The organism is Roseateles aquatilis, assembly GCF_002205645.1.
Classification (GTDB): Bacteria; Pseudomonadota; Gammaproteobacteria; order Burkholderiales; family Burkholderiaceae_C; genus Roseateles; species Roseateles aquatilis.
In genome coordinates this window covers 131,876-153,604 of sequence record NZ_NIOF01000006.1, presented here as the reverse complement: position 1 = coordinate 153,604, position 21,729 = coordinate 131,876, and the positions used below count along the sequence as shown (strand labels likewise).

Annotated in this window: 25 protein-coding genes and 1 pseudogene; 8 read left to right on the top strand and 18 right to left on the bottom strand. The window is 69.7% G+C overall.

Annotated features, from left to right (window positions below):
* Window positions 1-23 precede the first annotated feature (23 nt).
* Together CDN99_RS14965 and CDN99_RS14960 are read left to right on the top strand one after the other, a co-directional pair.
* Entirely contained in the window at window positions 24-1,049 is a 1,026-nt protein-coding gene (locus tag CDN99_RS14965; protein ID WP_088385662.1) for a GGDEF domain-containing protein, read from the top strand.
* 81 nt (window positions 1,050-1,130) lie between these two features.
* Complete coding sequence (locus tag CDN99_RS14960) at window positions 1,131-2,684, top strand: sensor histidine kinase (RefSeq protein WP_141100793.1); 1,554 nt, start codon at window positions 1,131-1,133, stop codon at window positions 2,682-2,684.
* A gap of 73 nt (window positions 2,685-2,757) precedes the next feature.
* Here the strand turns inward: CDN99_RS14960 and CDN99_RS14955 are convergent, their stop codons facing one another.
* The 5 genes from CDN99_RS14955 to CDN99_RS14935 all read right to left on the bottom strand — a co-directional run bounded on the left by CDN99_RS14955 (window position 2,758) and on the right by CDN99_RS14935 (window position 6,905).
* Complete coding sequence (locus CDN99_RS14955) at window positions 2,758-2,985, bottom strand: hypothetical protein (protein WP_088385660.1); 228 nt, start codon at window positions 2,983-2,985, stop codon at window positions 2,758-2,760.
* Window positions 2,986-3,443: 458 nt separating this feature from the next.
* Window positions 3,444-5,126 (bottom strand): MFS transporter, encoded by a 1,683-nt coding sequence (locus CDN99_RS14950; RefSeq protein ID WP_202820278.1) that lies wholly within the window; start codon window positions 5,124-5,126, stop codon window positions 3,444-3,446.
* 185 nt (window positions 5,127-5,311) lie between these two features.
* Entirely contained in the window at window positions 5,312-5,959 is a 648-nt protein-coding gene (locus CDN99_RS14945) for a 2-hydroxychromene-2-carboxylate isomerase (RefSeq protein ID WP_088385658.1), read from the bottom strand.
* Window positions 5,956-6,237, bottom strand: a complete 282-nt coding sequence (locus CDN99_RS14940) for a DUF1289 domain-containing protein (RefSeq protein ID WP_088385657.1) — start codon at window positions 6,235-6,237, stop codon at window positions 5,956-5,958. Before CDN99_RS14940 ends, CDN99_RS14945 begins: the two co-directional genes overlap by 4 nt.
* Before the next feature lie 107 nt (window positions 6,238-6,344).
* Complete coding sequence (locus CDN99_RS14935; RefSeq protein ID WP_088385656.1) at window positions 6,345-6,905, bottom strand: YbaK/EbsC family protein; 561 nt, start codon at window positions 6,903-6,905, stop codon at window positions 6,345-6,347.
* Between the two features lie 110 nt (window positions 6,906-7,015).
* On the opposite strand from CDN99_RS14935, the gene CDN99_RS14930 reads away from it, so the two are divergent.
* Window positions 7,016-7,489 (top strand): thioesterase family protein, encoded by a 474-nt coding sequence (locus CDN99_RS14930; RefSeq protein ID WP_202820277.1) that lies wholly within the window; start codon window positions 7,016-7,018, stop codon window positions 7,487-7,489.
* Between the two features lie 4 nt (window positions 7,490-7,493).
* Here CDN99_RS14930 and CDN99_RS14925 read toward each other — a convergent pair whose 3' ends face one another.
* From CDN99_RS14925 to CDN99_RS29300, 4 genes and pseudogenes are all read right to left on the bottom strand, one after another.
* Complete coding sequence (locus CDN99_RS14925; RefSeq protein WP_088385654.1) at window positions 7,494-8,225, bottom strand: helix-turn-helix transcriptional regulator; 732 nt, start codon at window positions 8,223-8,225, stop codon at window positions 7,494-7,496.
* Window positions 8,222-9,478 carry an MFS transporter gene (locus tag CDN99_RS14920; protein WP_088385653.1) on the bottom strand — a complete coding sequence of 419 codons (1,257 nt, stop codon included), beginning with the start codon at window positions 9,476-9,478 and terminating at the stop codon, window positions 8,222-8,224. Before CDN99_RS14920 ends, CDN99_RS14925 begins: the two co-directional genes overlap by 4 nt.
* Window positions 9,475-9,924, bottom strand: a complete 450-nt coding sequence (locus CDN99_RS29305) for a questin oxidase family protein (protein ID WP_238139551.1) — start codon at window positions 9,922-9,924, stop codon at window positions 9,475-9,477. The genes CDN99_RS14920 and CDN99_RS29305 overlap by 4 nt, the downstream gene beginning before the upstream one ends.
* 474 nt (window positions 9,925-10,398) lie before the next feature.
* Window positions 10,399-10,797, bottom strand: a pseudogene (locus CDN99_RS29300) (VOC family protein); the annotation flags it as partial.
* Between the two features lie 161 nt (window positions 10,798-10,958).
* Between CDN99_RS29300 and CDN99_RS14910 the strand changes: the two are divergent.
* Window positions 10,959-11,435: a protein-tyrosine phosphatase family protein gene (locus CDN99_RS14910; protein ID WP_088385651.1), complete on the top strand. Its 477-nt coding sequence runs from the start codon at window positions 10,959-10,961 to the stop codon at window positions 11,433-11,435.
* A gap of 26 nt (window positions 11,436-11,461) precedes the next feature.
* Here the strand turns inward: CDN99_RS14910 and CDN99_RS14905 are convergent, their stop codons facing one another.
* A complete protein-coding gene (locus tag CDN99_RS14905; protein ID WP_088385858.1) occupies window positions 11,462-12,622 on the bottom strand; it encodes an AAA family ATPase in 1,161 nt (386 codons plus the stop codon).
* A gap of 37 nt (window positions 12,623-12,659) precedes the next feature.
* Between CDN99_RS14905 and CDN99_RS14900 the strand changes: the two genes are divergently transcribed.
* Both CDN99_RS14900 and CDN99_RS14895 read left to right on the top strand, forming a co-directional pair.
* Complete coding sequence (locus CDN99_RS14900) at window positions 12,660-13,436, top strand: RluA family pseudouridine synthase (protein WP_193531721.1); 777 nt, start codon at window positions 12,660-12,662, stop codon at window positions 13,434-13,436.
* A gap of 34 nt (window positions 13,437-13,470) precedes the next feature.
* Window positions 13,471-14,268, top strand: coding sequence for an SDR family NAD(P)-dependent oxidoreductase (locus CDN99_RS14895; RefSeq protein ID WP_088385650.1), 798 nt, complete (start codon window positions 13,471-13,473; stop codon window positions 14,266-14,268).
* Between the two features lie 44 nt (window positions 14,269-14,312).
* Here CDN99_RS14895 and CDN99_RS14890 read toward each other — a convergent pair whose 3' ends face one another.
* From CDN99_RS14890 to rpsP, 6 genes are all read right to left on the bottom strand, one after another.
* On the bottom strand, window positions 14,313-15,302 hold the full coding sequence (locus tag CDN99_RS14890) for a CobD/CbiB family protein (RefSeq protein WP_088385649.1): 990 nt from the start codon (window positions 15,300-15,302) through the stop codon (window positions 14,313-14,315).
* Between the two features lie 57 nt (window positions 15,303-15,359).
* Window positions 15,360-16,118 (bottom strand): NUDIX hydrolase, encoded by a 759-nt coding sequence (locus CDN99_RS14885; protein WP_088385648.1) that lies wholly within the window; start codon window positions 16,116-16,118, stop codon window positions 15,360-15,362.
* Window positions 16,119-16,261: 143 nt separating this feature from the next.
* Window positions 16,262-16,630 carry a 50S ribosomal protein L19 gene (gene rplS / locus CDN99_RS14880; RefSeq protein WP_088385647.1) on the bottom strand — a complete coding sequence of 123 codons (369 nt, stop codon included), beginning with the start codon at window positions 16,628-16,630 and terminating at the stop codon, window positions 16,262-16,264.
* Between the two features lie 224 nt (window positions 16,631-16,854).
* A complete protein-coding gene (gene trmD / locus CDN99_RS14875; protein WP_088385646.1) occupies window positions 16,855-17,634 on the bottom strand; it encodes a tRNA (guanosine(37)-N1)-methyltransferase TrmD in 780 nt (259 codons plus the stop codon).
* Window positions 17,635-17,655: 21 nt separating this feature from the next.
* Window positions 17,656-18,249: a ribosome maturation factor RimM gene (gene rimM / locus CDN99_RS14870; protein WP_088385645.1), complete on the bottom strand. Its 594-nt coding sequence runs from the start codon at window positions 18,247-18,249 to the stop codon at window positions 17,656-17,658.
* Window positions 18,250-18,261: 12 nt separating this feature from the next.
* Window positions 18,262-18,531, bottom strand: a complete 270-nt coding sequence (gene rpsP / locus CDN99_RS14865; protein ID WP_088385644.1) for a 30S ribosomal protein S16 — start codon at window positions 18,529-18,531, stop codon at window positions 18,262-18,264.
* A gap of 272 nt (window positions 18,532-18,803) precedes the next feature.
* Here rpsP and CDN99_RS14860 point away from each other — a divergent pair, with 272 nt between their 5' ends.
* A complete protein-coding gene (locus tag CDN99_RS14860; protein WP_088385643.1) occupies window positions 18,804-19,433 on the top strand; it encodes a GNAT family N-acetyltransferase in 630 nt (209 codons plus the stop codon).
* On the top strand, window positions 19,430-19,912 hold the full coding sequence (locus CDN99_RS14855) for a TM2 domain-containing protein (protein WP_088385642.1): 483 nt from the start codon (window positions 19,430-19,432) through the stop codon (window positions 19,910-19,912). Before CDN99_RS14860 ends, CDN99_RS14855 begins: the two co-directional genes overlap by 4 nt.
* Window positions 19,913-20,020: 108 nt before the next feature.
* Here the strand turns inward: CDN99_RS14855 and CDN99_RS14850 are convergent, their stop codons facing one another.
* Together CDN99_RS14850 and CDN99_RS14845 are read right to left on the bottom strand one after the other, a co-directional pair.
* Complete coding sequence (locus CDN99_RS14850) at window positions 20,021-21,031, bottom strand: inorganic phosphate transporter (RefSeq protein WP_088385641.1); 1,011 nt, start codon at window positions 21,029-21,031, stop codon at window positions 20,021-20,023.
* A 21-nt stretch (window positions 21,032-21,052) separates the two neighbouring features.
* On the bottom strand, window positions 21,053-21,700 hold the full coding sequence (locus tag CDN99_RS14845) for a DUF47 domain-containing protein (RefSeq protein ID WP_088385640.1): 648 nt from the start codon (window positions 21,698-21,700) through the stop codon (window positions 21,053-21,055).
* Window positions 21,701-21,729: the final 29 nt, after the last annotated feature.

The window sequence follows — 21,729 nt, the reverse complement described above, 5'->3', positions numbered from 1 at the left end:
CGGACCTGTGAGGGACCCTGCCGATGAGGTACACCGAAAGCATCGCCGCCAGCGCCCAAGCGCTGCGCACCGCCCTGCCCCTGATGTCCAGACAGCGCGCCGCGCTGCATCCGGTCACGTATGCCGTCTGGTACGAGCACGTGACGGCGATGAACGGCGCGCTCAGCCGCGAGTTGATGACCTTGACCCAGGACGGCCGCACGCTGGACGAGCCGCAGACCTGGGCGCTCTACCGCAAGCACATCGCCGAGCTCGACGAGCAGATGGCCGTCACGCTGGCGCAGGACGTCGGCGACGTGCTGCGCGGCGTGTCCGACTGCACCGACCAGGCCGGCAACCAGGTGCAGCAGTACGCGCGCGCGCTGCAGGGCTGGGAGCGCTCGCTGCGCGAGGCCGCGCCGGGCCAGCACGTGCAGGTGCTGGCCGCCGCGCTGCAGGGCACGGTGGACATGCGCAATGCCGTCGGCAGCCTGATGACGCGGCTGGAGCTGAGCCGCCAGGAAGTCGCCTCCCTGCGCCAGGAGGTGCACCGCGCCCGCAGCGAGGCGCTGCTGGACCCGCTCACCGGCCTGAGCAACCGACGCGGCTTCGACCAGGCGCTGGCCGCCTGCCTGCAGAGCCCCGACGCCGGCACGCCGCTGGCGCCCTGCCTGCTGATCGGCGACATCGACGACTTCACCGGGCTGCAGCGGCAGCTCACCGAAACCCGGCTCAACGACGCGCTGCAGCAGGTCGCCAACACGGTGCGCAGCATCGCGCAAAGCCACCATGTCGCCGCCCGCATCGAGGAGAACGAATTCGCGCTGCTGATCCCCGGCGCCGGGCTTCACGAGGCCTACACGCTGGCCGAGCAGCTCCGGCACGGCGTGGCGCAACTGCAGGCCGACGCCGAGCGGCGCATGAGCCTGTCCGTGGGCGTGACCCAGTTGGGCCAGGGCGAGACCGCGCGCGACTTCATCGCCCGCGCCGATCAGGCACTGAAGGCGTCACGGGCGCAAGGGCGCAATCGGGTCACGGTGCTGGCGTCGGACGAGCATTTCTCGGCATGAACGGCGTGAGCGGCGCGGCGACGCCGCCCGCATAATCTGCCGCACTCCGAGCCTTGGACAGGAACAGTGATCGTGGCCCTGATGAAGACTTCATTGCGCAACGCCGTGATCCTTGCGTTGCTGGTGGGCCTGGCACTGCCCACGGCCGGCGTGCTGCTGTACGAGCAACAGCTCAGCCGCCGCGTGGTGATGGACGATCTGCGCCGCGACCTGTCGCGTGTGGCGGAGGTGCTGGCGCTGTCGCTGGCCGAGCCGATCTGGCAGGTGTCCCCCGATCTGGCCGAGCCGATGGTCAAGGCGCAGGTGGACGATCCGCGCTTCGTGTCCGTCGTGGTGACCGAGAACTCGGCGCAGCAGGCCTTCGTCGAGTTCCACCGCGGCAGCGCCGACGACGCGATGACGCTCACCGAGACGCGCCCCGTGATGCGCGACGGCCGCGAGATCGCCAAGCTCACCATCGTCATGAGCGCCGAGCCGCTGATGGCGCGCAAGCGCGCCGACCTGTGGAGCGCGCTCTGGCGCAGCCTGCTGACGCTGACGGTGTCGATGGGGCTGATCCTGGTGGTGATGCAGCGCCGCGTGCTGCGGCCGATGGCCAAGCTGTCGGAGGCGGCGGACGAGCTGGCCTCCGGCCATCTGGACAAGCCGCTGGAGCTCGGCGGGGAGGATGAGATCGCCCGCGTTGGCAAGGCGATGGAGCGGATGCGGCAGGCGCTGCTGAAGGCCTTCGAGGACCTGCGCGGCCATGCCACCACGCTGGAGGAGCAGGTGGCGCAGCGCACCGTGCAGTTGACCGAGGCCAATGCCGAGCTGACGCAGGCGATGGCCAACCTGAAGACCGCGCAGCGCGAGCTGGTCGAATCGGAAAAGCTCGCCTCGCTGGGCCGGTTGGTGGCGGGCGTCGCGCATGAGCTGAACACGCCGCTGGGCAACGCGCTGACGGTGGTGTCGGCGCTGGAGGACCGCTGGGGCAAGCTCGACCGCATGCTCACGGACAACACGCCGATGCGGCGCAGCCAGCTCGAGGACCTCGTCAAGGACACGCGCCGCGGGCAGGACATCCTGCATCGCAACGTGCAGAAGGCCGCCGACCTGGTGAAGGACTTCAAGCAGGTCGCCATCGACCAGACCAGCGACACGCGACGCGACTTCGATCTGGCGCAGGTCGTCGAGGACGTGCTGGTGATGGTCGAGCCCAGCTTCAAGCACACGCCGTTCCGCGTGATCACCGACCTGAACCCCGACCTGCGCATGAGCAGCTATCCGGGCGCGCTCGGGCAGGTATTGACCAACTTGCTGATGAACGCGCTGGTGCATGCGTTCGAGGGCCGCGAGGGCGGGCAGGTCCAGGTCAGTTGCCAGCGCCTGGATGCATCACAGGTGGAACTCACCGTCGAAGACGACGGGCGTGGCATGGATGCGTCCGTGGTGCGGCGGATCTTCGATCCGTTCTTCACGACCAAGCTCGGCAAGGGCGGCTCCGGTCTGGGCATGCACATCGTCCACAACATCGTGACCAATGTGCTGGGAGGCCAGATCGAGGTCGTGTCGCAGCCTGGGGAAGGCACGCGGATGGTGATGCGGTTGCCGGTCGACGCGCCGCTGCGCGGCTCCGGCGAGGACCGGGCCGCTTGATCCTCGCGCGCGGACCCGCGCGGGAGCGGATCCGGGTCGAGACGCCGATCGTTGATCGCTGGTGGCTGGTCGCTTACTGCGAGGCGCCGGAAGCCGCGGCCGACGCGGACGCCGCATCCATGGGGATCGCCGCCGAGGCAGCCGTCAACGCCGCCGTCGCAGCCTCGCTCGCGGCCTGCTCGGTGTGGCCGCCGGTCACGTCGTGCTTCTCCCCCGTCAGATCAATGTTGCCGCCACTGCGCATCAGCACGAACAGCGCCAGCGCGGCGAAGACGATGAATCCAAGGACAAGTTTCCACATGGCGTTGCTGACTCCGGTTGCTCGATTGATCTGATGTCGTCGACTGCGGTGCATTGCATTGCAGTGCAATGGCGATTCTTCGCGGGGTTGCTGACAGCAGCCTGAGAGCAGGAGCCCGTCTTGCGAGAACCCGCGTTCGGTCGGACCGCGCGCGGATCAGACGACCCGCGCTCGGTGGGATCAATCGCGGATCGGGCGACCCGCGTTCGGTCAGACCGAGCACGGATCGGGCCGAGCCGGGGCCGCCGCCGCCGCGCTCGCCAGGGCGACCAACTCGGGCCGCTCTCCTCCGGATCGCTACCCTCAGACAGACGGCGCCCAGTCAGTGGTTGATGCACGCTGCGCGTGCGCTCGGCGTCGGCGACGGACCCGGCTCGGCCCGATCCTTGCGGTACTCATGCGCGCGGCAACGAAAAAGGCGGCCGAAGCCGCCTTTTGGGTTGCGTCGCGTCGCGCGCTCAGTCGCGGGCGTAGATGTCCACGTCCTTGGTCTCGCGGACGAACAGCAGGCCGATCACCAGGGTGATCGCGGCAATGCCGATCGGGTACCAGAGACCGTGATAGATGTTGCCGTTCTGCGCGACCATCGCGAAGCTGATCGACGGCAGCAGACCGCCAAACCAGCCGTTGCCGATGTGATACGGCAGGCTCATCGACGTGTAGCGGATGCGCGTCGGGAAGAGCTCCACCAGCATCGCGGCGATCGGCCCGTAGACCATCGTCACGTACAGCACCAGCACGGCCAGGATCGCGATCACCAGCGGCGTGTTGACCTTCGCCGGATCCGCCTTGGGCGGATAGCCCGCCGCCTTCATCGCGTCGGCCAGATCCTTCTTGAACGCGGCGATCTTCTTCGCGCTGTCCTCGTCGAACTTGTGGCCGCCAGCGGTCAGCGTGGCGGTCGGCGCGGTGATGACCTTGTCGCCCACCTTCACGATGCCCGTGCCGGCGGCGCCGTTCACGGTCTCGTAGTTGGCGGCCGCCTGGGCCAGCGCGCGCTTGGCGATGTCGCAAGGCGTGGTGAAGTCCACGTCGCGCGCCACCGGGCTGCCCTGGAAGGAGCACTGCGCCGGGTCCGTCTCCAGCGTGATCTGGGCCGTCGCCTGAGCACGCGCCAGATCAGGGTTCGCGGCGCTGGTCAGCGCCTTGAACAGCGGGAAATAGGTCAGGCACGCCAGCAGCAGGCCGGCCATGATGATCGGCTTGCGGCCGATCTTGTCGGACAGCGTGCCGAACACGACGAAGAACGGCGTGCCGATCAGCAGGGCCACCGCGACCATGATGTTGGCCGCCGCGGGGTCGACCTTCAGCACGCTCTGCAGGAAGAACAGCGAGTAGAACTGGCCCGTGTACCAGACCACGCCCTGGCCGGCCACCAGGCCGAACAGCGCCAGCAGCACGACCTTCAGGTTCTTCCACTGGCCGAAGGATTCGGACAGCGGCGCCTTGGAGGTCTTGCCTTCCGACTTCATCTTCTGGAAGGCGGGCGATTCGTTCATCGACAGTCGGATCCAGACGCTGATGGCCAGCAGCAGGATCGACACGAGGAACGGAATGCGCCAGCCCCAGGCGGCGAAGGTCGTCTCGCCCAGCGCGGTGCGGGTGCCCAGGATCACGATCAACGACAGGAACAGGCCCAGCGTCGCCGTGGTCTGGATCCACGAGGTGTACGCGCCACGCTTGCCGTGCGGCGCATGCTCGGCGACATAGGTCGCGGCACCGCCGTACTCACCGCCCAGCGCCAGGCCTTGCAGCAGGCGCAGACCGACCAGGATCACGGCCGCGGCCGGTCCGATCGTGTCGTACGTCGGCAGCACGCCGACGATGAAGGTCGACAAGCCCATGATCAGGATCGTCACCAGGAAGGTGTACTTCCGGCCGATCATGTCGCCCAGGCGGCCGAACACCAGCGCGCCGAACGGACGCACGATGAAGCCCGCCGCGAAGGCCATCAGCGACGCGATGAACTGCGCCGTCGGGTCCAGGCCGGTGAAAAACTGCTTGCCGATGATCGCGGCCAGCGAGCCGTACAGATAGAAGTCGTACCACTCGAACACCGTTCCCAGCGACGAGGCGAAGATGACCTTCTTCTCCTCGGCCGTCATCGGCGTATTGGTGGTCACTGCGCTTGCAGTTGCCATGGGTTTGTCTCCTCGGGTTCCCCAGAATCATCGACCGATGACTCTTGTGCGGGACTATCGGAGTGCCCTCTGACCCGTTTCTGACGACTTGCTTGCCGAAGACTGACAAACTCCGGCGCAACCCTCGCGTTTGATTTCTCGATGCGGAATTTCAGGGACTGTGCGGCGCAGCAGAGGGTATGTCCCTATCGAGTGGATCGGGTGACACCCGTCGGGAGCTGGGCGGCGTCGGTCCATCCCGGACCGTCGAACCACGCCTCGCCGTCGAGGTAGGCGGTGAGCATGTCCATCGCGTCCAGGCCCCAGAAGAGCTTGTCGTCGACGGCCATCGTCGGCACGCCGAAGACGCCGCGCGCGATCGCGGCATCGGTGGCCTCGCGCAGGGCGTTCTTGACCGCGTCCGACGCGGGATCGCGCGTGGGCGCGAGGTCCGCCGTCAACGCCCGCAGGCGCGCCGGATCGGCGCCGTCCTCGCCACCGCGCCAGACATGGCGCAGCACCCGCTCGACCGCATGGCGGTTGGGCGTCTGGCCGGCTTCGGCGGTGGCCCACAGCAGGCGCAGCAGGCCCAAGGGATTGAACGGATGGGCCGCCGGCAGGTCCAGCGGAATGCCCAGCCGATGCCCCAGCCACAGCACCTGGCGGTAGGTCCAGTCACGCTTGCCGGGGATCTCCGCAGGCCCCTTGTGGTCGAGCGACTTCAGCATCGCGCCGAACAGGATCGGCACGTATCGCACCGCCACGCTGCGCCCGGCCAGCGCCTCGGGCAGCCGCTCGAAGGCCAGCGCGGCGTAGGGCGAGATCGGGTCGAAGTAGAAGTCGATCGTGGTCATGGTCGCGGCTCCGTCTCCAGGGCGCCGTGGGCGCGCAGCAGCGCGCGACGCTCCGGCAGCAAGGCGAGGATGCGGATGCGCTCGGCGTCGTCGGCCTTGCTCCAGCTGGCGATCTCCGGGATCGTGCGGGCACAGCCGCGGCACAGTGCCGTCGGCTCATGCATCTTGCAGATGTTGATGCAGGGCGACGCGACACGGCCTTCCGGCGTGCGCCGCACGTCGCCCGCGACGGGCGGCGGCGCGGTCGACGTCGCGGCCGATGCCAGGGGCGATGTCATGGGCGATGTCATGGTGGACGGCGGGGTCGATGGCGCGCTTGATGGCACGGTCGAAGACGAGGGCGAAGACACCGGGAAGGCCACGGGCGATGCGCGGGGTGTTTCGGTCACGACTGCATCACCTCGATCACCGGCGCGCCGGTCAGCGCCACGAGCTGCTGCGGCGACATCAGGAACACCCCGTTCGGATGCCCCGCCGCGGCCCAGATCGCGTCGAAGCGGAACAGCTCGCGGTCGATGAACAGCCGCGGCGCCTCGCCGCCGCCTTCCGCCGCATGATCCGGCGCGAAACCCAGCGGCGACACGCCGCCGATCGAGAACCCGGTGCGCGCCTTCACGTAGTCGGCGTCGGCGCGACCCAGCTTGCCGGTGTGGACCTCCAGCTTGCGCTCGTCGACGCGCTTGTCGCCGGAGGCGATCACCAGCACCGCGGCGTCGTCGGCCTTGCGGCGGAACACGACGCTCTTGGCGATCTGGCCCAGCGCCACGCCCAGCGCGTCGGCCGCCTCCTGCGAGCTGCGCGCGGAGACCTCCAGCCAGCGCGGCTCATGCGCGTGGCCGCGCTCACGCAGCGCGGCGCAGACGCGAAGGAAGCCGTCGGGGCGGACCGTCGCGGCGCCATCGGTCGCCGCGGTCTCGGATGTCGGGGAGGAAGTCGTCTCGCTCATGGCGCGCATTGTGCCGAAGCGCCGTGGGCCGCGCGCTGTCGCCTGCGCGTCAGGGCGTCTCAGGGCGGCTGCTGAGCCGCCCGCGCCGGCCTTGCGTTATGGTCGTCCGCATGACCGATGTGCAAAGCCCCTTCGAGCCCGAATTCACCAGCAAGCTCTGCGAGATCTTCGAGCAACTGATCAGCTTCAATCAGCTCCTGGGCCTGAAGGTCGACGCGCTGGCCCACGAGTCGGCACGCGCCCACGTGCGCATGCGGCCGGAGCTGATCGGCCACTACGCCCACAACCGGCTGCACGGCGGCGTGATCAGCGCGGCGCTCGATGCGATGGGCGGCCTGGCGGTGATGACCGCGATCGGCGCGCGCCACATGGACGAGCCGCCGGCGCAGCGCCTGCTGCGCTTCGGCAAGCTCGGCACCATCGATCTGCGGGTGGACTACCTACGGCCGGCGATCGGCGCGCTGTTCCGCTGCGAGGCGGAAGTGCTGCGGCTCGGCAGCCGGGTCGCCAACACGCGGATGGCCTTCACCGACGAGCAGGGCCGGCTGCTCGCCACCGGCGCGGCGGCCTACATCGTGTCCTGACGCCTCAATCCGCGGCGGCGCCTTCGTCCTTCACCGACCGGATCCGGTAGGCGCAGCGCCGCGCGCCGGCGAGCAGGTGCTCGGTGCGCTCGACGGCAAGACCCGGCCCCAGGCAGCGCTGGAAGAGCGCCAGCTCGGAACGGCAGAAGCCCTGGCAGCTTTGCGCCGCGGCACAGATCGGGCAGTGATCCTCGATCAGCAGCCAGTCCCGGCCGGCACGCTCGGCGCGCGCCATGTAGCCCTCCTCGGCGCGCAGCCGGGCCAGCTCGCGGACCGCGTCGCCGGTCGTGCGGCAGCGCGACAGCGCGGCGCGGTAGCGTTGCTCGCTGTCCCGCTCGCGCGCGCCGATCAGTTGATCGAGGCCCGCCTCGCCGAAGACCGCCCTCGCCTGCTGGATCAGTTGCACGGTGAGGTCGGCATGACGATCCGGAAATCGCCCATGACCGGCGGCCGTCAGCGCCCACAACTTGCGCGGGCGACCGACGCGCGGCGCGTCGGTGCCGCGGGCCGCGTCCCCACGCCCCGCCGGCCGTCCGTCGGCTCGGTCATCGGCGCGATCGGCGAGCGGATCGCGGTCCTCGTCCTCAGCTTCCACCAATCCCTGCTCCGCCAGGCGCGCGAGCAGCTTGTGCGCGCCCATCGGCGTGATGGCCATCGCGGCGGCCAGCGCGGCGGCCGGTTGCGGGCCGCGGCTCTTGAGCTCGAACAGCAGGCGATCCTCGTTGCCCAGACTCATGAATGGCGCCTCGCGAAGCGGATGAACCCAATGGCGGCGAGCAGGCAGGTGGTGCCGCCCAGCAGCATGATCCAGCGCGCCGACAGCATGCCCAGCGCCCCGCCGACCAGCGCGATCAAGGTGTTGGACAGGCAGAAGACCGTCGTCAGCAGCCCCATCACGCGCCCTTGCCCGTGCGCCGCGAAGCGCTCGGACATCCAGGCCGGCATCAACGCGTTGTAGAACGACAGCGGCACGCCCAGCAACGGGATCAACGCCAACCCGGCCCAGGACGGTGCCAGGCTCAGCGCCAGCAGCCCGATCGCGGCGACGACGGCGAAGCGCGCGGCGCGATGCAGCGGCGTCGGGCCCGAGCCGATGCGCGCCGCGACGACGCTGGCCGCCGTCATCGCCGCGCACTGCACCGCCGTCACCAGCGCGATGCCGCGGCTGTCCAGCCCTGCCTGCTGCAGCATCCACAGCGGCGCGAACTCGTACAGCGCGTTCACCCCCATCGTGTAGGCCAGTTGCAGCAGCGCCAGATGCCGCAGCACCGGATCCTGGACGATCAGCCCCAGCGATTGCTGGCCGCGCATCGCCGTCAGCATGCTGCCGGTCGGTGGCACCGTCGGCCGGTCGTCCGGCAGGCCGAAGGCCAGCAGCGCGAAACACGGCACCAGCACCGCCGCCGCGACCAGGAAAGGCACCGCCTCGCCCCAAGGCAGCGTCAGGCCGCCCAGCAGCGGCCCGACCAGCCAGCCGATGTACAGGCTCGCGTTGAGCCACGCGAAGCTGCGCGTGCGCTCCAGCTGCGGGTGCCAGTCGGCCAGCAGCGCCCGCACGACGGCGACGTTGCCTTCGGTCAGCCCGGTCGCGAAACGCGACAGCACGAACAGCGGATAGTCGCGCGAAGCCAGCGCGAAGGCGCTCAACCCGTAGCCGACCAACGTCGCCGTCATCGTGATGACGAGCACCCGGCGCCGGCCGTAGCGGTCCGACATCGGCCCGATCACCAGGCTGCCCATCAGGATGCCCGCCGGATTGACCGCCAGCGCCAGCCCCATCAGCAGCTCGGGCCGCAGGCCGGCGAAATGGGTGAAGCCGTCGACCGGCCCGCCGACGAAGATCGGCGCCAGGATGGGATACGGCAGCGCGACGCCGGCGGTGCTCATCAGCGCGAGCGCGCAGACGGCCCAGAGCACCAGGTGGGGATGACGCAGCGGCGCGCTCGGCGGCGGGACGGGAGAAGAAGACGCGGACAGCACGGCGCTCATTGTGCGGCTCCGGCACGGCGCAGGCACAAGGCATAGCCGGGCCAGCGGCGGTGGCGCCACTCCTCGCGCGCGGCGTCGGCGAGCTTGACGCGGTGGTCGTTGAGCGTCTCGTGCAGCGACGGCAGCTCGCGCGTCCAGTCGTCCTCGGACGCATCGCCGGCATGCACCAGCGCCCAGGCCGGCGCGGGTCGGCCCATGGCCACGTAGGCGCCCAGCCACGCACGCCAGACGTTGCGCAAGACCTGCCCCTCGTCGACCGCCAGCGCGCGCGACGCCGCCGCCTCCAGCAGCACCCGCATCGCATGGGTGCCGGTGACCAGATGCAGCGCGGTGAAGTCATGGGTGGCCAGGTAGACCGCCAGCGAGGCCTCGGCCAGGCCGTCGAGCGTGAGCCGCGGCCGCTCGACCTGCGCCGCGAAGCCCGGCAGCGCCGCCGCCTTGAGCATGCGCGCGGTGATCAGCGTGCCCGGCATCGGCGCCATCGCCAGGCCCGCGTCGGCGCGCACCGCGTCGATCGCGCCGCGCAGGTCGACGCCGCCCGGTCCCGACGGGGACGGCGCGCCGAGCGGGCGCTCCATGCCGACCGTCGTCCGCAGCGCGGCATCGATCTCGGCCTGATGGCCCGACTGCAGCGCGTAGGCCAGCCGGATCGCGACGTGGAACGCCTGGCTCTCGGGCGAATCGAACACGCCGCGCAGCGCGTCGTCGATCGCGGGCGGCGGCGCATCGCCGTCGGTCGCCGGGCGCGACAGCGGCGCCCAGTGGTCGAGGTGGCGCCGCATCGCCTCGCGCGGCGCGCCCAGTCGGGCCAGCGCACCGAGCGCCATCGGCAGATGATTGAACAGCGGCATCGCGTCGGTGCCGTACATCGGCCCGAACTTCACCGACTCGTCCAGCGCCTCGTGCAACCCGACCGGCCAGGGCGGTCCCTTCAGCTCGAGCGCGTTGCCGTCGGGATCGAAGAGGTACAGCGACGGCCCGTTGCCCTGCGCGCCGTAACGCGAGCCGTAGGCATCGACGGTGACGCCGCGCGCGGTCAACCAGCGCCGCAAGGCCGGCTCGTCGAGCGACTCCACGCGCAGGCAGAAGTGATCGACGTTGCGGCCCTCCTTGCCGGGCCCCGCGCCGCCGGCGCTGCCCAGCTTGCCGTCCAGCGGCACCAGGTCGATCAACTGGGCGCCGGCCCGCAACTGCACCAGGCCGATGGCGTCCTGGCGCCGCTCCAGCGTGCAGCCGAGCACGTCCAGGTAGAAATGCAACGAGGCCTGCAGATCCCGCACACGCAGCACGAGGTGGTCGAGTCCCTGGATCTTGATCATGGCGAGCTCCTTCCGCTTGCTTGTCTGTGTTGTCCGTCCGTCATTCCGTCGGCATCCGATGCGCTCGTCTGCCCGTGGCGCCATGATCGCGCTTCGGCCTCAATTAATAAACATTTTGTTTATTAACAATGCCTGCGTGAGGGAGACCCGACAATCGCGCCATGGCTTTCCGATCCCTCGCCCTTCCCGACACGGTGTCCGGCCGGCTGTGGTTGCAGTCGATGCCCGGCCGCCGCGAGCCCTGGCCGTTCTTCCTCGACGAAGCCCGGCTGCAGCAGTTGAACCTGGTGGTCTGCCTCAATCCGCTGGACGAGGTGGAGGCGCTGTCGCCGACGTATCACAAGGCGATCGCGCAGGGCCGGCTGCCGTTCCGATGGATGCACGTGCCGATGCGGGACTACGGGCTGGCCGCCGACGCGGCGGCCTTCCGGCAAGGCGTGGAGCAGATCGCGCAGGGGCTGCGCATGGGCGACCGCACGCTGCTGCACTGCGCCGCCGGCATGGGCCGCACCGGCACCATGGCGGCCTGCGTGCTGAAGGCGTTGGGCGTGTCCGCCGAGGACGCCGTCGAGGCCGTGCGCGCGGCGGGCTCGAATCCCCAGTCCGCGCTGCAATCGGGCTGGATCCACCAGTTCTGAGGCCGCGGGCTCCGAGCCCGGTCGCGTCAACGCGACGGCCAGTGCCAGGGCGGCGTGTCCTCCAGCATCAGGTCGCGCAGGCGCGTCTCGCCGAGGTCCTTCTCCAGCTGCCAGCCGCGGCATTCGTCCTGCTCCTCCAGCGTCGAGATCAAGCGCCGGGCGTGCGAAACGACGATCAACTGGCTGTGCCGGCTCGCCGTGGCGATCAGGCGGCCGAGCGCCGGCAACAGGTCCGGATGCAGGCTGTTCTCGGGCTCGTTGAGCGCGAGCAGCTCCGGCGGACGCGGGCTCAGCAACGCGGCCAGCAACATGAGGTAGCGCAGCGTGCCGTCGCTGAGCTCGGCGGCGTCGAGCGCCCGCAGCAGCCCCGGCTGCCGCATGGACAGGCGGAAGCCCCCGGCATCGCGCCCGATCGTCACCGCGGCGCCCGGGAAGGCATCCTGCAGGCAGCGGTCCAGCGTGTCGCCATCGCCGATCTCGACGATGGTCTGCCAGGCCGCCGCCAGATCCGCGCCGTCGCCGGCCAGCACCGGCGTGAAAGTGCCCACGCGCGCGCGCCGCGCCGGGGCTTCCAGATCGGTGCGCAGGCTGTCGTAGAAACGCCAGCCGCGCAGCCGCTCGCGCATCGTGATCATCTCGGGCGCCAGCGCCGGATCGGCGTACTGGGCGAGCATGCTGTCGAAGCTCGCCAGCGGCGCGTCGACCAGCGCCCACTCGCGCCCGTCGCGCACCTGCAGCGCGCCGTTGCGCCGCTCGACCAGGGCCGACGCCGGCCGATACACCGGCCCCGCCCACAGCGCCTCCCGCTTGATCTGCGGGTCCCGCGCGAACATCGAGCCGCCCATCTGCGGCAACCCCAGCTCCAGCGAGTAGCCGAAGTCGTCGCCGGCGATGCCCAGCTTGAGGTTGATCGGCTCCTTGCGGACGGTGGAGGTGACGGGCACCTCGCCGGCGCGCATCGCGCGGGTGATCTCCTCGGGGCCCGCCCAGAGCGTCGAATCCAGGCCGCCCTCCAGCGCCAGCGCCGGCAGCACGCGGTTCTGCGCGGCGTCCGCCAGCAGCCGCAGCGCGCGATAAAGGCTGGATTTGCCGCTGCCGTTGGGGCCGGTGATCAGCGTCAGGCGATCGAGCGGCAACCGCAACTGGCGCAGCGATCGATAGTTGGCGACGGCAAGTGTGCGCAGCATGGCGGCGGATGATACGAGCGCCGCGACAATGCGCCGCATGTCCGACGCCGTGTCCCGGTCCGCTCCCCCATCGTCTCCGCCGCCTCCGTCCGGCGTCGCGGCGTCCGTCCCGCCTGCCGCGCTTGACCCGGCGCAGCCTGCCGCGCCGACCGCGCGGCTGCCCGCGGCGTCCCCGCTGCCGATCGACGTGCGGCATGTCGACGCGGGCCGGATCGTCGTCGATAAACCTGCCGGGCTGCTGGCCGTGCCCGGCCGCGGGGAGGACAAGCAGGACTGCGCCTGGACCCGCCTGCTGGCTCGTTGTCCCGACGCGCTGATCGTGCACCGGCTCGACCAGGCGACGTCGGGCCTGATCGTCTTCGCCCGTGGCGAGGCAATGCAGCGCGCGCTCAGCGCAGCCTTCGCCGCGCGCCTCGTGGACAAGCGCTACGAGGCGGTCGTGCACGGCCTGATCGACCGCGACGCCTTCGAGATCGACCTGCCGCTGATCGCCGACTGGCCCGACCGCCCGCGTCAGAAGGTCGACCCCGAGCACGGCAAGCCCAGCCTGACCCGCGTGCGCGTGCTGCGCCGCGACCCGGCCGCCGGCACGACGCGCATCGAGCTGGAGCCCGTCACCGGCCGCACCCACCAGTTGCGTGTGCACCTGCTGGCCATCGGTCATCCCATCCTGGGCGACGCGTTGTATGCGCCGCCCGACGTCGTCGCGCGGGCGCCCCGATTGCTGCTGCACGCGCGCGACCTGCGCCTGCCGGCGCTGCCAGGCCTGCCGGACCTGCCGGCGCTGGCGCTACATTCGCCGCCCGGGTTCTGACCCGCGCGATCTCCCGAGATTCAAGGAGCCTGCCATGACCTCGTCCGAAGCGACCTCTCCCTCGCACCCCCGGTCCCTGACCATCGTCACCGGCAGTTCGCGCGGCCTGGGCGAGGCGTTGGCGCGCCAGTCGCTCGAAGCCGGCCATCTGGTCGTGGGCATCGCCCGCGGGCGCAGCGACGCGCTGGAGCGTTTCGCCCACGAGCGCGACCTGCCGCTGCAGCAGTGGCAGGCCGACCTGGCCAACCCGCTGCCGATCTCACGGCACCTGGCCGACTGGCTGCGCACGCAGCCGCGCGAATGGGCCACCGCCACGCTGATCAACAACGCCGGGGTCGTGACCGCGCCGGGGCCGATCGACGGCGAGTCGCTGGAGACGCTGTCCGCGGCGCTGCGCGTCGGGCTGGAAGCCACCCTGCTGCTGGCCGCCGCGTTCCTGGACGCCACGCGCGACTGGCCGGCGGACCGCAAGGTGCTGAACATCTCCTCCGGCCTGGGCCGCCGCGCGATGGCCGGCAGCGCCGTCTACTGCGCCGCCAAGGCCGGCATGGACAACCTGAGCCGTGCGATGGCGCTGGACGAGGAGCACAAGGCCGGCAAGGGCGAACCCGCGGCACGCGTGGTGTCCCTGGCGCCCGGCATCATCGACACCGACATGCAGGTCCAGTTGCGCGGCGCAGATGCCTCCAGGTTCCCGGACCGCGATCGCTTCGCCGCGTTCAAGGCCGAGGGGCTGCTCGCCACCGCCGAGGACACCGCGGCGCGGGTGCTGAAGTTCCTGGCCAGAAACGACTTCGGCCAGCAGGTGCTGGCCGATGTGCGGGACGCCTGAGCGTCAGGGAAGCGCGAGGGCGTTGGCCGCTTGAGTGCCGGGTCTCAGCCGACCAGGTTGGCCAGCGTCAGCAGCGCCAGCAGCATCATCCACAGCACCACCGAGCGCCAGACCAGGCCGACGACGCTCTGCAGATGGCCCAGTTGCGGCGGCGCGCCGGCGGTCGAGCCCTCGGCGCGCGTGGCGTCCATGTCGCCGCCCGAATCGAAGGTCTTGCTGCGGTCCGGCGTGACGCCCGGCGCGGCGCTGCCGCCCAGTTGCACGCCCACGGCGCCGGCAGCGGCGGCCAGGATGATGCCTTCGTTGCTGTGCGCCCAGAGCGCGGCGTCGCGACGCCAGGAGCTGACCGCCTCCTCGAAATTGCCGACGATGGCGAAGCCGGTGGCCGTCAGCCGCGCGGGGATGTAGTCGATCCAGCCGAAGCACTGGCGCGACAGCACCATCAGGCGCTCGTTGGTCGGTGCATCCAGCGTGCGGCTCTTGAAGGCCCAGTAGCGGCCGGCGAATTCGGCCATGCGGTACAGCACCGCGCCGGCCGGGCCCAGGCCGACCGTGGACAGCAGCACGAACCAGAAGAACACGCCGAAGACATGTCGATGCGCCGCCAGCAGCGAGTGCTCCAGCACATGGCGCAGCAACTCGGTGCGGGGCAGCTCGCTGGCGTCCAGGTGGCGCCATTCGGCGAGCAGGCGGCGGGCCTCCAGCTCGTCGCCACGCTCCAGCGCGTCACGGATGTCGGTGAAGTAATGGCTGAACTGGCGGAAACCCAGCGTCAGGTACAGCACCAGCACGTCCAGCACCAACGACAACAGCAGGCTGTACGGCCGCACCAGCGCATAGATCGCGCCGACCAGCAGCGCCGGACCGACGACGGTGATCGTCCACACGACGGCCGCGTGATGCGACCGTCCCGCGTCGAAGTTGCGCCCGGTCCAGCGCACCCAGGCGATCATGCCTTGATGGACCGGATTCCCGTGCGGCAGAGGCTTGAGCTGCTCGCACACCAGCGCCAGCAAGACCGCGAAGAAGTTCATGGGCCGGGATGATAGCGGCCCGCAACCCCCTCGGAAGCGGGATCGGCCCGCCCGAGCTCACGCCCGCAGGAATCGGTAGAGGTTGCGCAACATCGCCGCGGTCGCGCCCCAGATGAAAAACTCCTTCGGGGTGGCGGCCGTCAGCGCCACGTCGGGGTCGGCGCTGGACACCGCAAGACCTGGCCCCGTCCACGGCATCGACAGGAATTGCCGACGGCCGAAGCCGCCGGCGATCTCGTACTCGAAGTCGTGGCGGTGGTGATGGGCGGGGTTCATCAGGAACTCCAGCGGTACCTCGAAGGCCTCCGCCACCTCGAAACTGTCCAGCCGCAGGTCGAAACCCGGCCGCACCAGCGCGACCACCGGCGTGACCTCGTAGGCGGTCACGGTGCGGTAGACCGGCAACTGGCCGATCAGGTCGACGAAGGCGCCGTGCAGGCCGATTTCTTCCTCGGCCTCGCGCAGCGCGGTGCGTTCGGGGGAGCCGTCCTCAGGCTCGGCGCGTCCACCGGGAAAGCTGATCTGGCCGGCGTGATCACGCAGGTGCGCGGTGCGCTGGGTCAGCAGCACTTGCAGGCCTTCGGCGCGCTGCACCAGCGGGATCAGCACGGCGGCCTGCGTCGCCTCGCGACCGGGGAAGACACCCCCGTCGCCGGGGATCTCTGGCTCCAGCGAGGCCGGGGGATGCAGGAACCGGTCGCGCAACCAGGCGGCGGTCAGGCGCTCGCGTGGGACGGCGGGCAGATGGGCATCGGTGCCGGAGACGGGAACGACGCGGGGATCCTTGATGGCGGGGCGGCTGGGGGGCGTCGACATGGCGGCTTGTCCGGAGGACCGGACGGGCGGTGAAGCCGCGGACCCGGGCGGGTCGACGGCGAAGCGTCGATTGGACGCCAGAAACGACAAAGCCGCTCCAGGCGGGGCCTTGGAGCGGCTTTGAGCGTGGCTTGCGCCGAGGATCAGGCGGCCGACTTGATGGCCAGCTTTTCCTTGATGCGCGCCGACTTGCCCGAACGCTGACGCAAGTAGTACAGCTTGGCGCGGCGGACATCGCCGCGACGCTTGACTTCGATCGAGGCGATCAGCGGGCTGTACAGCTGGAACGTGCGCTCAACGCCTTCGCCGCTGGAGATCTTGCGGACGATGAAGTTGGAGTTCAGGCCGCGGTTGCGGCGGGCGATCACGACGCCTTCGTAGGCCTGCACGCGCTTGCGGGTACCTTCGACGACGTTCACGTTGACGATCACGGTATCGCCGGGGGCGAACGCGGGAATGGTCTTGTTCAGGCGAGCAATTTCTTCTTGCTCGAGGGTCTGGATCAGATTCACGGAAATCTCCTGGTGATCGTATCGGCGCGAATCGGGATGATTCCAAGACGGACCGCTGAGAAGCGACCGCCCGAGGGGGGATTCAACCAACGGTGCCTGAGCGATCGCGCATTGCTGCGTGCCTGCTCTCACCGCCCTTGCCCCGCCATGCCCGGTAGAGGATCGGAAAAACCAAAGATTATAGACGCGAGTGGTCGATCGTCAAACCCGGCACGTCTCGGCCGTCAGGATCCGGCCGGTTTTCCGGTGAGCGCAGCCAGGAACGCCTCGTCCTTCTTGCCGAGCTTGCCGTCGCGGCGTGCCGCCTCGATCAGCTCCGGGCGACGCCGCAGGGTGATCGCCAGCGACTGCTCGCGGCGCCAGCGCGCGATCTCGGCATGATGGCCGGAGAGCAGCACCGGCGGCACCGGGAGGTCGCCCTCGGCGGTCGTCAGCACCTCGGGGCGGCTGAAGTGCGGGCAGTCGAGCAGGCCGTCGGAGAAGCTGTCCTGCTGATGGGAGGCGGCGTCGTTCAGCACGCCCTCCTGCAGCCGCGCGACGGCGTCCAGCATCGCCAGCGCGGGCAACTCGCCGCCGGACAGCACGAAGTCGCCGAGGCTGATCTCCATCGTCACGTGACGGTCCAGCACGCGCTGGTCGATGCCTTCATAGCGGCCGCACAGCAGCACGGCGCCCTCGCCCCGCGCCAGCTCGCGGACCAGCGCCTGGTCGAGCTTGCGCCCGGTCGGGCTGAAATGAATGATGGCGGGCGCGCCCGGATGGGTCTGCGCCCGGTCGGCCTTGACCGACGTCAGCGCACGCTCCAGCGGCGCGGCCAGCATCACCATGCCGGGACCGCCGCCGAAGGGACGGTCGTCGACGCGGCGGTAGTTGTCCTCGGCGAAGTCGCGCAGTTGCCAGAGACGGACGTCGACCTGGCGGCTCTCGTAGGCGCGACGTGTCACGCCGACCCGCAGGAAGGGGTCGAAGAGCTCGGGGAAAAGGGTGAGGACGTCGAAGCGCATGGGCAATGAGGCCCAGCGGCTTCAATAGTCGGTGTCCCAGTCGACGGGGATGACCCGCGCGACCTTGTCGACGTCGCCGACGAAGGCGTTCACGAACGGGATCAGGATTTCCTCGTCCGGCTTCACCGGCGCGGTCCTGCCGGCGGGCAGGATGCGCAGCACGCAATGCGGGCCGGTGTCGAGCAGGTCGATGACCTCGCCCAGCACGGTGCCGTCCTTGTTGACGACGGACATGCCGATCAGGTCGATCCAGTAATGCTCGTCGGCGTCGGGCTCGGGGAAGGTGCTGCGCGACACGAAGATCCGCGCGCCCTTCAGCGCCTCGGCGCCGTTGCGGTCGGACACGCCCTCCGCCTGCGCGACGATGCCGTCGGCATGGTCCCGCACGGAAAGAATCTTGAGCACGGGCGGCACGACATGCGGCTTGCCCGGCAGGGCCTTCTCGCTGGGCTGGAGGAACCAGCGGCGAGAGGCGAAGAGCGCCTGGGCATCGGGCGAATGGGACAGGATCTTCATCCAGCCCTTGATGCCCCAGGCGTCCAGCACGCGCCCGACTTCGATGGCGTCATCCGGCCAGGCCGGGGTGTCGACGGTGAGGTCGGGCGCTTGCGTCATCGGCTCAGTCGATCAAGCGGCGGCGGCCGGAGCGGCCACGGTCTTCTTGGACTGGTCGACCAGACGGGTGACCGTCGGCGACAGCTGGGCACCGACGCCAACCCAGTAGGCGATGCGGTCGTGCGAGACGCGCAGGCTTTCGGCATTGCCGGAAGCGACCGGGTTGTAGAAACCGACGCGCTCGATGAAGCGACCGTCGCGACGGTTGCGGCTGTCGGTCACGACCAGGTTGTAGAACGGACGCTTCTTGGAGCCGCCGCGGGAGAGTCGAATCACGACCATGATCTATCCTTCAGTGTTTTCTAGCGTTCCACCGCACCAGGGAGACACACAGGGCGAGCAGATCAGAAGAGGCGGCCGGTCGAGGGACGCGTGTGTCGCGCAACTTGTCCCCATCCATTGCCTCGTACTGGCGCCGTAGATACGCCCCCGGTCCACACATCGCCCCGAGGCCCTCCGATCAGGAAGTCCCGAAGCCTGGTGACCACACCCAGGGGCCAGCGCCAAAACCGGGCATTATAAACTCGCGCCTGACGCTTTGTCTTCCTCCCCCAATGACGACAACCACCAGCAGTTCCCTCCCCCTTCTGATTCGCCCCAGCCTGGAGGGTGACATCGCCGCCATCCAGCAGATTTACGAACACGCGGTGCTGCACGGCACCGGCACTTTCGAGACCGACGTGCCCGACCGCGCCGAGATGACGCGCCGCCGCACCGAGGTGCTGAGCCGCAGCCTGCCCTACCTCGTCGCCGAGCGCGACGGGCAGGTCCTGGGTTACGCCTACGCCAACTACTTCCGCCCGCGGCTCGCCTACCGCTACTTCGTCGAGGACTCGATCTACCTCTCGCCGCAGGCGCAGGGCCAGGGTGTCGGCCGCCTGCTGCTGGCCGAGCTGATCGCGCGCTGCGAGGCCGCCGGCGCGCGCCAGATGGTCGCGGTGATCGGCGACTCGCAGAACCTGGGGTCGATCGGCGTGCACCGCTCGCTGGGCTTCGAGCAGAGCGGCCTCATGAAGGCGGCCGGCTGGAAATTCGGCAAATGGCTGGACGTGGTGCTGATGCAGCGCCAGCTCGGCCAGGGCGACACCACCTCGCCCAGCGGCGCCACCGCCGCGGCGCCCGCTCCCGTCACGGCGCCCGTGACGACGCCCCCCGAGACTCCGACCCCCACCCCCGCCGCATGAGCACCGCCGCCTCCAGCACCGATCGCACCGCAGGCGCGAGCGACGTCAAATCCAAGACCGTCGCCACGTGGCTGAGCTTCGCGCTCGGCAGCCTGGGGGCGCACCGCTTCTACCTGCACGGGCTGGGCGACCGCCTGGGCTGGCTGCATCCGCTGCCGACGCTGCTCGGGCTCTACGGCATCCATCGCATGGACACGCTGGGGCAGGACGACGTCGCCGCCTGGTTCCTGATCCCGCTGCTGGGGCTGATGGTGGCGCAGAGCATGCTCGCCGGCATCGTCTACGGCCTGACGCCCGACGAGCGCTGGGCCGAGCGCTTCAACCCGGGCCAGCCGGCGCGCAAGACCGGCTGGGCGCCCATCCTCGGCGTGATCGCCTGCCTGATGGTGGGCGGCGCGTGCCTGATGGCGACGATCGCGTTCTCCGCGCAGCGCTACTTCGAGTCCCAGGTCGAGGCGGCGCGCGAGATCAGCCAGTAGCGCCCGCCTCTCCCACACGACGCGCGTGAAAAAGCCCGGCATGCCGGGCTTTTCCTTGTCCTTCGCCGAGCGCGTCGGGCGCGCTGCCGGGGTTCGCCGGAACAGCCGTCAGAACAGCGTGAAGCTCAGCCAGTAGAACAGGCCGGCGATGAACGCGGACGCCGGGATCGTGAAGATCCAGGCCCAGACGATGTTGCCGGCCACGCCCCAGCGCACCGAGGAGGCGCGCTGCGTCGAGCCCACGCCGACGATGGCGCCGGTGATGGTGTGCGTCGTCGACACCGGCACGCCCAGCGCGGTCGCCAGGAACAGCGTGATCGCGCCGCCCGTCTCCGCGCAGAAGCCGCCGACGGGCTTCAGCTTGGTGATCTTCTGCCCCATGGTGCGGACGATCCGCCAGCCGCCGAACATCGTGCCCAGGCCGATGGCCAGGTAGCAGACGCCGATGACCCAGGTCGGCGGCGAATGGTCGGTGCCCGAGGCGTAACCCGACGCGATCAGCAGCATCCAGATCAGGCCGATGGTCTTCTGCGCGTCATTGCCGCCGTGGCCCAGGCTGTACAGGCCGGCCGACACCAGCTGCAACCGCCGGAACCAGTTGTCCACGCGCAGCGGCGAACTGCGCCGGAACAGCCACGCCACCGCCACCATCAGCAGCGAGCCGAGCAAGAACCCCAGCAGCGGCGACACGAAGATGAACAGCACCGTCTTGCCGATGCCGCTCATGATCAGGCCCTTGGTGCCCGCCTTCGCGATCGCGGCGCCGACCAGGCCGCCGATCAGCGCATGCGACGAGCTCGACGGAATGCCGTAGAACCAGGTGATCACGTTCCACGCGATCGCGCCGATCAGCGCGCCGAAGATCACGTGATGGTCCACCACGCCGGCGTCGATCGATCCCTTGCCGATCGTCGCCGCCACCTTCAATTCGAAGAAGGCGACCGCCAGGACATTGAAGAAGGCCGCGAACAGCACGGCCTGTTGCGGCTTGAGCACGCCGGTGGAGACCACCGTCGCGATCGAATTGGCCGCGTCGTGAAAGCCGTTCATGAAGTCGAACAGCACCGCCAGCACCACCAGCATGGCCACGACCCAGAAGGCCACCTGCATCGTTCCCATGAGCTTCGCTCCGGTCCGTGATCAGGAGTTCTCGAGGACGATGCCCTCGATCAGATTGGCCACGTCCTCGCAGCGGTCGGAGATCGACTCCAGTTGCTCGTAGATCGCCTTGAGCTTGATCAGCTCGCGCACGTCCTCCTGCTCGCGGAACAGCTTGGACATGGCGGCGCGCATCACGCGGTCGGCGTCGGATTCGAGCTTGTCGATCTCCTCGCAAGCCTTGACGGCGGCCTCGGCGGTCTGCGGCTCGCTCAGCTTGGGCAGCAGCGACACGGCGTGGCGCACGCGCTCGCAGCACTTGGCGGACAGGTCGCCCAGGCGCAGCACTTCCTCGGGGATGGAGCGCACGTCGTAGAGCTGCATGGTCTCGGTCGAGTCCTGCAGCAGGTCCAGGATGTCGTCCATCGCGTTGATCAGGCCGTGGATCTGCTCGCGATCGATCGGCGTGATGAAGGTGCGATGCAGCAGGCGGTTGACCTCCGCGGTGATGCGGTCGGCGTGGTGCTCCGCCTTGTTGACCTCGGCGGCGTACTTCTCGCGCAGCGTCAGGTCGTTGTAGTTCTGGATCATGAGCATGAAGGCGCGCGCGCCTTCGACGATCTGCGTGCCGTGCTCATTGAACAGCTCGAAGAAATTGCCCTCGCGGGGCAGCAGCTTGCCGAAAAACATGGGGAGGCTCCTTGACGCGCCGAGCGTGG

What these genes read in the sequence shown, in the direction of transcription:
- CDN99_RS14965 (WP_088385662.1), top strand. Translation starts at nt 24, where the DNA reads ATGAGGTACACCGAAAGCATCGCCGCCAGCGCCCAAGCGCTGCGCACC.
- CDN99_RS14960 (WP_141100793.1), top strand. Translation starts at nt 1,131, where the DNA reads ATGAAGACTTCATTGCGCAACGCCGTGATCCTTGCGTTGCTGGTGGGC.
- CDN99_RS14955 (WP_088385660.1), bottom strand. Translation starts at nt 2,985, where the DNA reads ATGTGGAAACTTGTCCTTGGATTCATCGTCTTCGCCGCGCTGGCGCTG.
- CDN99_RS14950 (WP_202820278.1), bottom strand. Translation starts at nt 5,126, where the DNA reads ATGGCAACTGCAAGCGCAGTGACCACCAATACGCCGATGACGGCCGAG.
- CDN99_RS14945 (WP_088385658.1), bottom strand. Translation starts at nt 5,959, where the DNA reads ATGACCACGATCGACTTCTACTTCGACCCGATCTCGCCCTACGCCGCG.
- CDN99_RS14940 (WP_088385657.1), bottom strand. Translation starts at nt 6,237, where the DNA reads ATGACATCGCCCCTGGCATCGGCCGCGACGTCGACCGCGCCGCCGCCC.
- CDN99_RS14935 (WP_088385656.1), bottom strand. Translation starts at nt 6,905, where the DNA reads ATGAGCGAGACGACTTCCTCCCCGACATCCGAGACCGCGGCGACCGAT.
- CDN99_RS14930 (WP_202820277.1), top strand. Translation starts at nt 7,016, where the DNA reads ATGACCGATGTGCAAAGCCCCTTCGAGCCCGAATTCACCAGCAAGCTC.
- CDN99_RS14925 (WP_088385654.1), bottom strand. Translation starts at nt 8,225, where the DNA reads ATGAGTCTGGGCAACGAGGATCGCCTGCTGTTCGAGCTCAAGAGCCGC.
- CDN99_RS14920 (WP_088385653.1), bottom strand. Translation starts at nt 9,478, where the DNA reads ATGAGCGCCGTGCTGTCCGCGTCTTCTTCTCCCGTCCCGCCGCCGAGC.
- CDN99_RS29305 (WP_238139551.1), bottom strand. Translation starts at nt 9,924, where the DNA reads ATGCTCAAGGCGGCGGCGCTGCCGGGCTTCGCGGCGCAGGTCGAGCGG.
- CDN99_RS14910 (WP_088385651.1), top strand. Translation starts at nt 10,959, where the DNA reads ATGGCTTTCCGATCCCTCGCCCTTCCCGACACGGTGTCCGGCCGGCTG.
- CDN99_RS14905 (WP_088385858.1), bottom strand. Translation starts at nt 12,622, where the DNA reads ATGCTGCGCACACTTGCCGTCGCCAACTATCGATCGCTGCGCCAGTTG.
- CDN99_RS14900 (WP_193531721.1), top strand. Translation starts at nt 12,660, where the DNA reads ATGTCCGACGCCGTGTCCCGGTCCGCTCCCCCATCGTCTCCGCCGCCT.
- CDN99_RS14895 (WP_088385650.1), top strand. Translation starts at nt 13,471, where the DNA reads ATGACCTCGTCCGAAGCGACCTCTCCCTCGCACCCCCGGTCCCTGACC.
- CDN99_RS14890 (WP_088385649.1), bottom strand. Translation starts at nt 15,302, where the DNA reads ATGAACTTCTTCGCGGTCTTGCTGGCGCTGGTGTGCGAGCAGCTCAAG.
- CDN99_RS14885 (WP_088385648.1), bottom strand. Translation starts at nt 16,118, where the DNA reads ATGTCGACGCCCCCCAGCCGCCCCGCCATCAAGGATCCCCGCGTCGTT.
- trmD (WP_088385646.1), bottom strand. Translation starts at nt 17,634, where the DNA reads ATGCGCTTCGACGTCCTCACCCTTTTCCCCGAGCTCTTCGACCCCTTC.
- rimM (WP_088385645.1), bottom strand. Translation starts at nt 18,249, where the DNA reads ATGACGCAAGCGCCCGACCTCACCGTCGACACCCCGGCCTGGCCGGAT.
- rpsP (WP_088385644.1), bottom strand. Translation starts at nt 18,531, where the DNA reads ATGGTCGTGATTCGACTCTCCCGCGGCGGCTCCAAGAAGCGTCCGTTC.
- CDN99_RS14860 (WP_088385643.1), top strand. Translation starts at nt 18,804, where the DNA reads ATGACGACAACCACCAGCAGTTCCCTCCCCCTTCTGATTCGCCCCAGC.
- CDN99_RS14855 (WP_088385642.1), top strand. Translation starts at nt 19,430, where the DNA reads ATGAGCACCGCCGCCTCCAGCACCGATCGCACCGCAGGCGCGAGCGAC.
- CDN99_RS14850 (WP_088385641.1), bottom strand. Translation starts at nt 21,031, where the DNA reads ATGGGAACGATGCAGGTGGCCTTCTGGGTCGTGGCCATGCTGGTGGTG.
- CDN99_RS14845 (WP_088385640.1), bottom strand. Translation starts at nt 21,700, where the DNA reads ATGTTTTTCGGCAAGCTGCTGCCCCGCGAGGGCAATTTCTTCGAGCTG.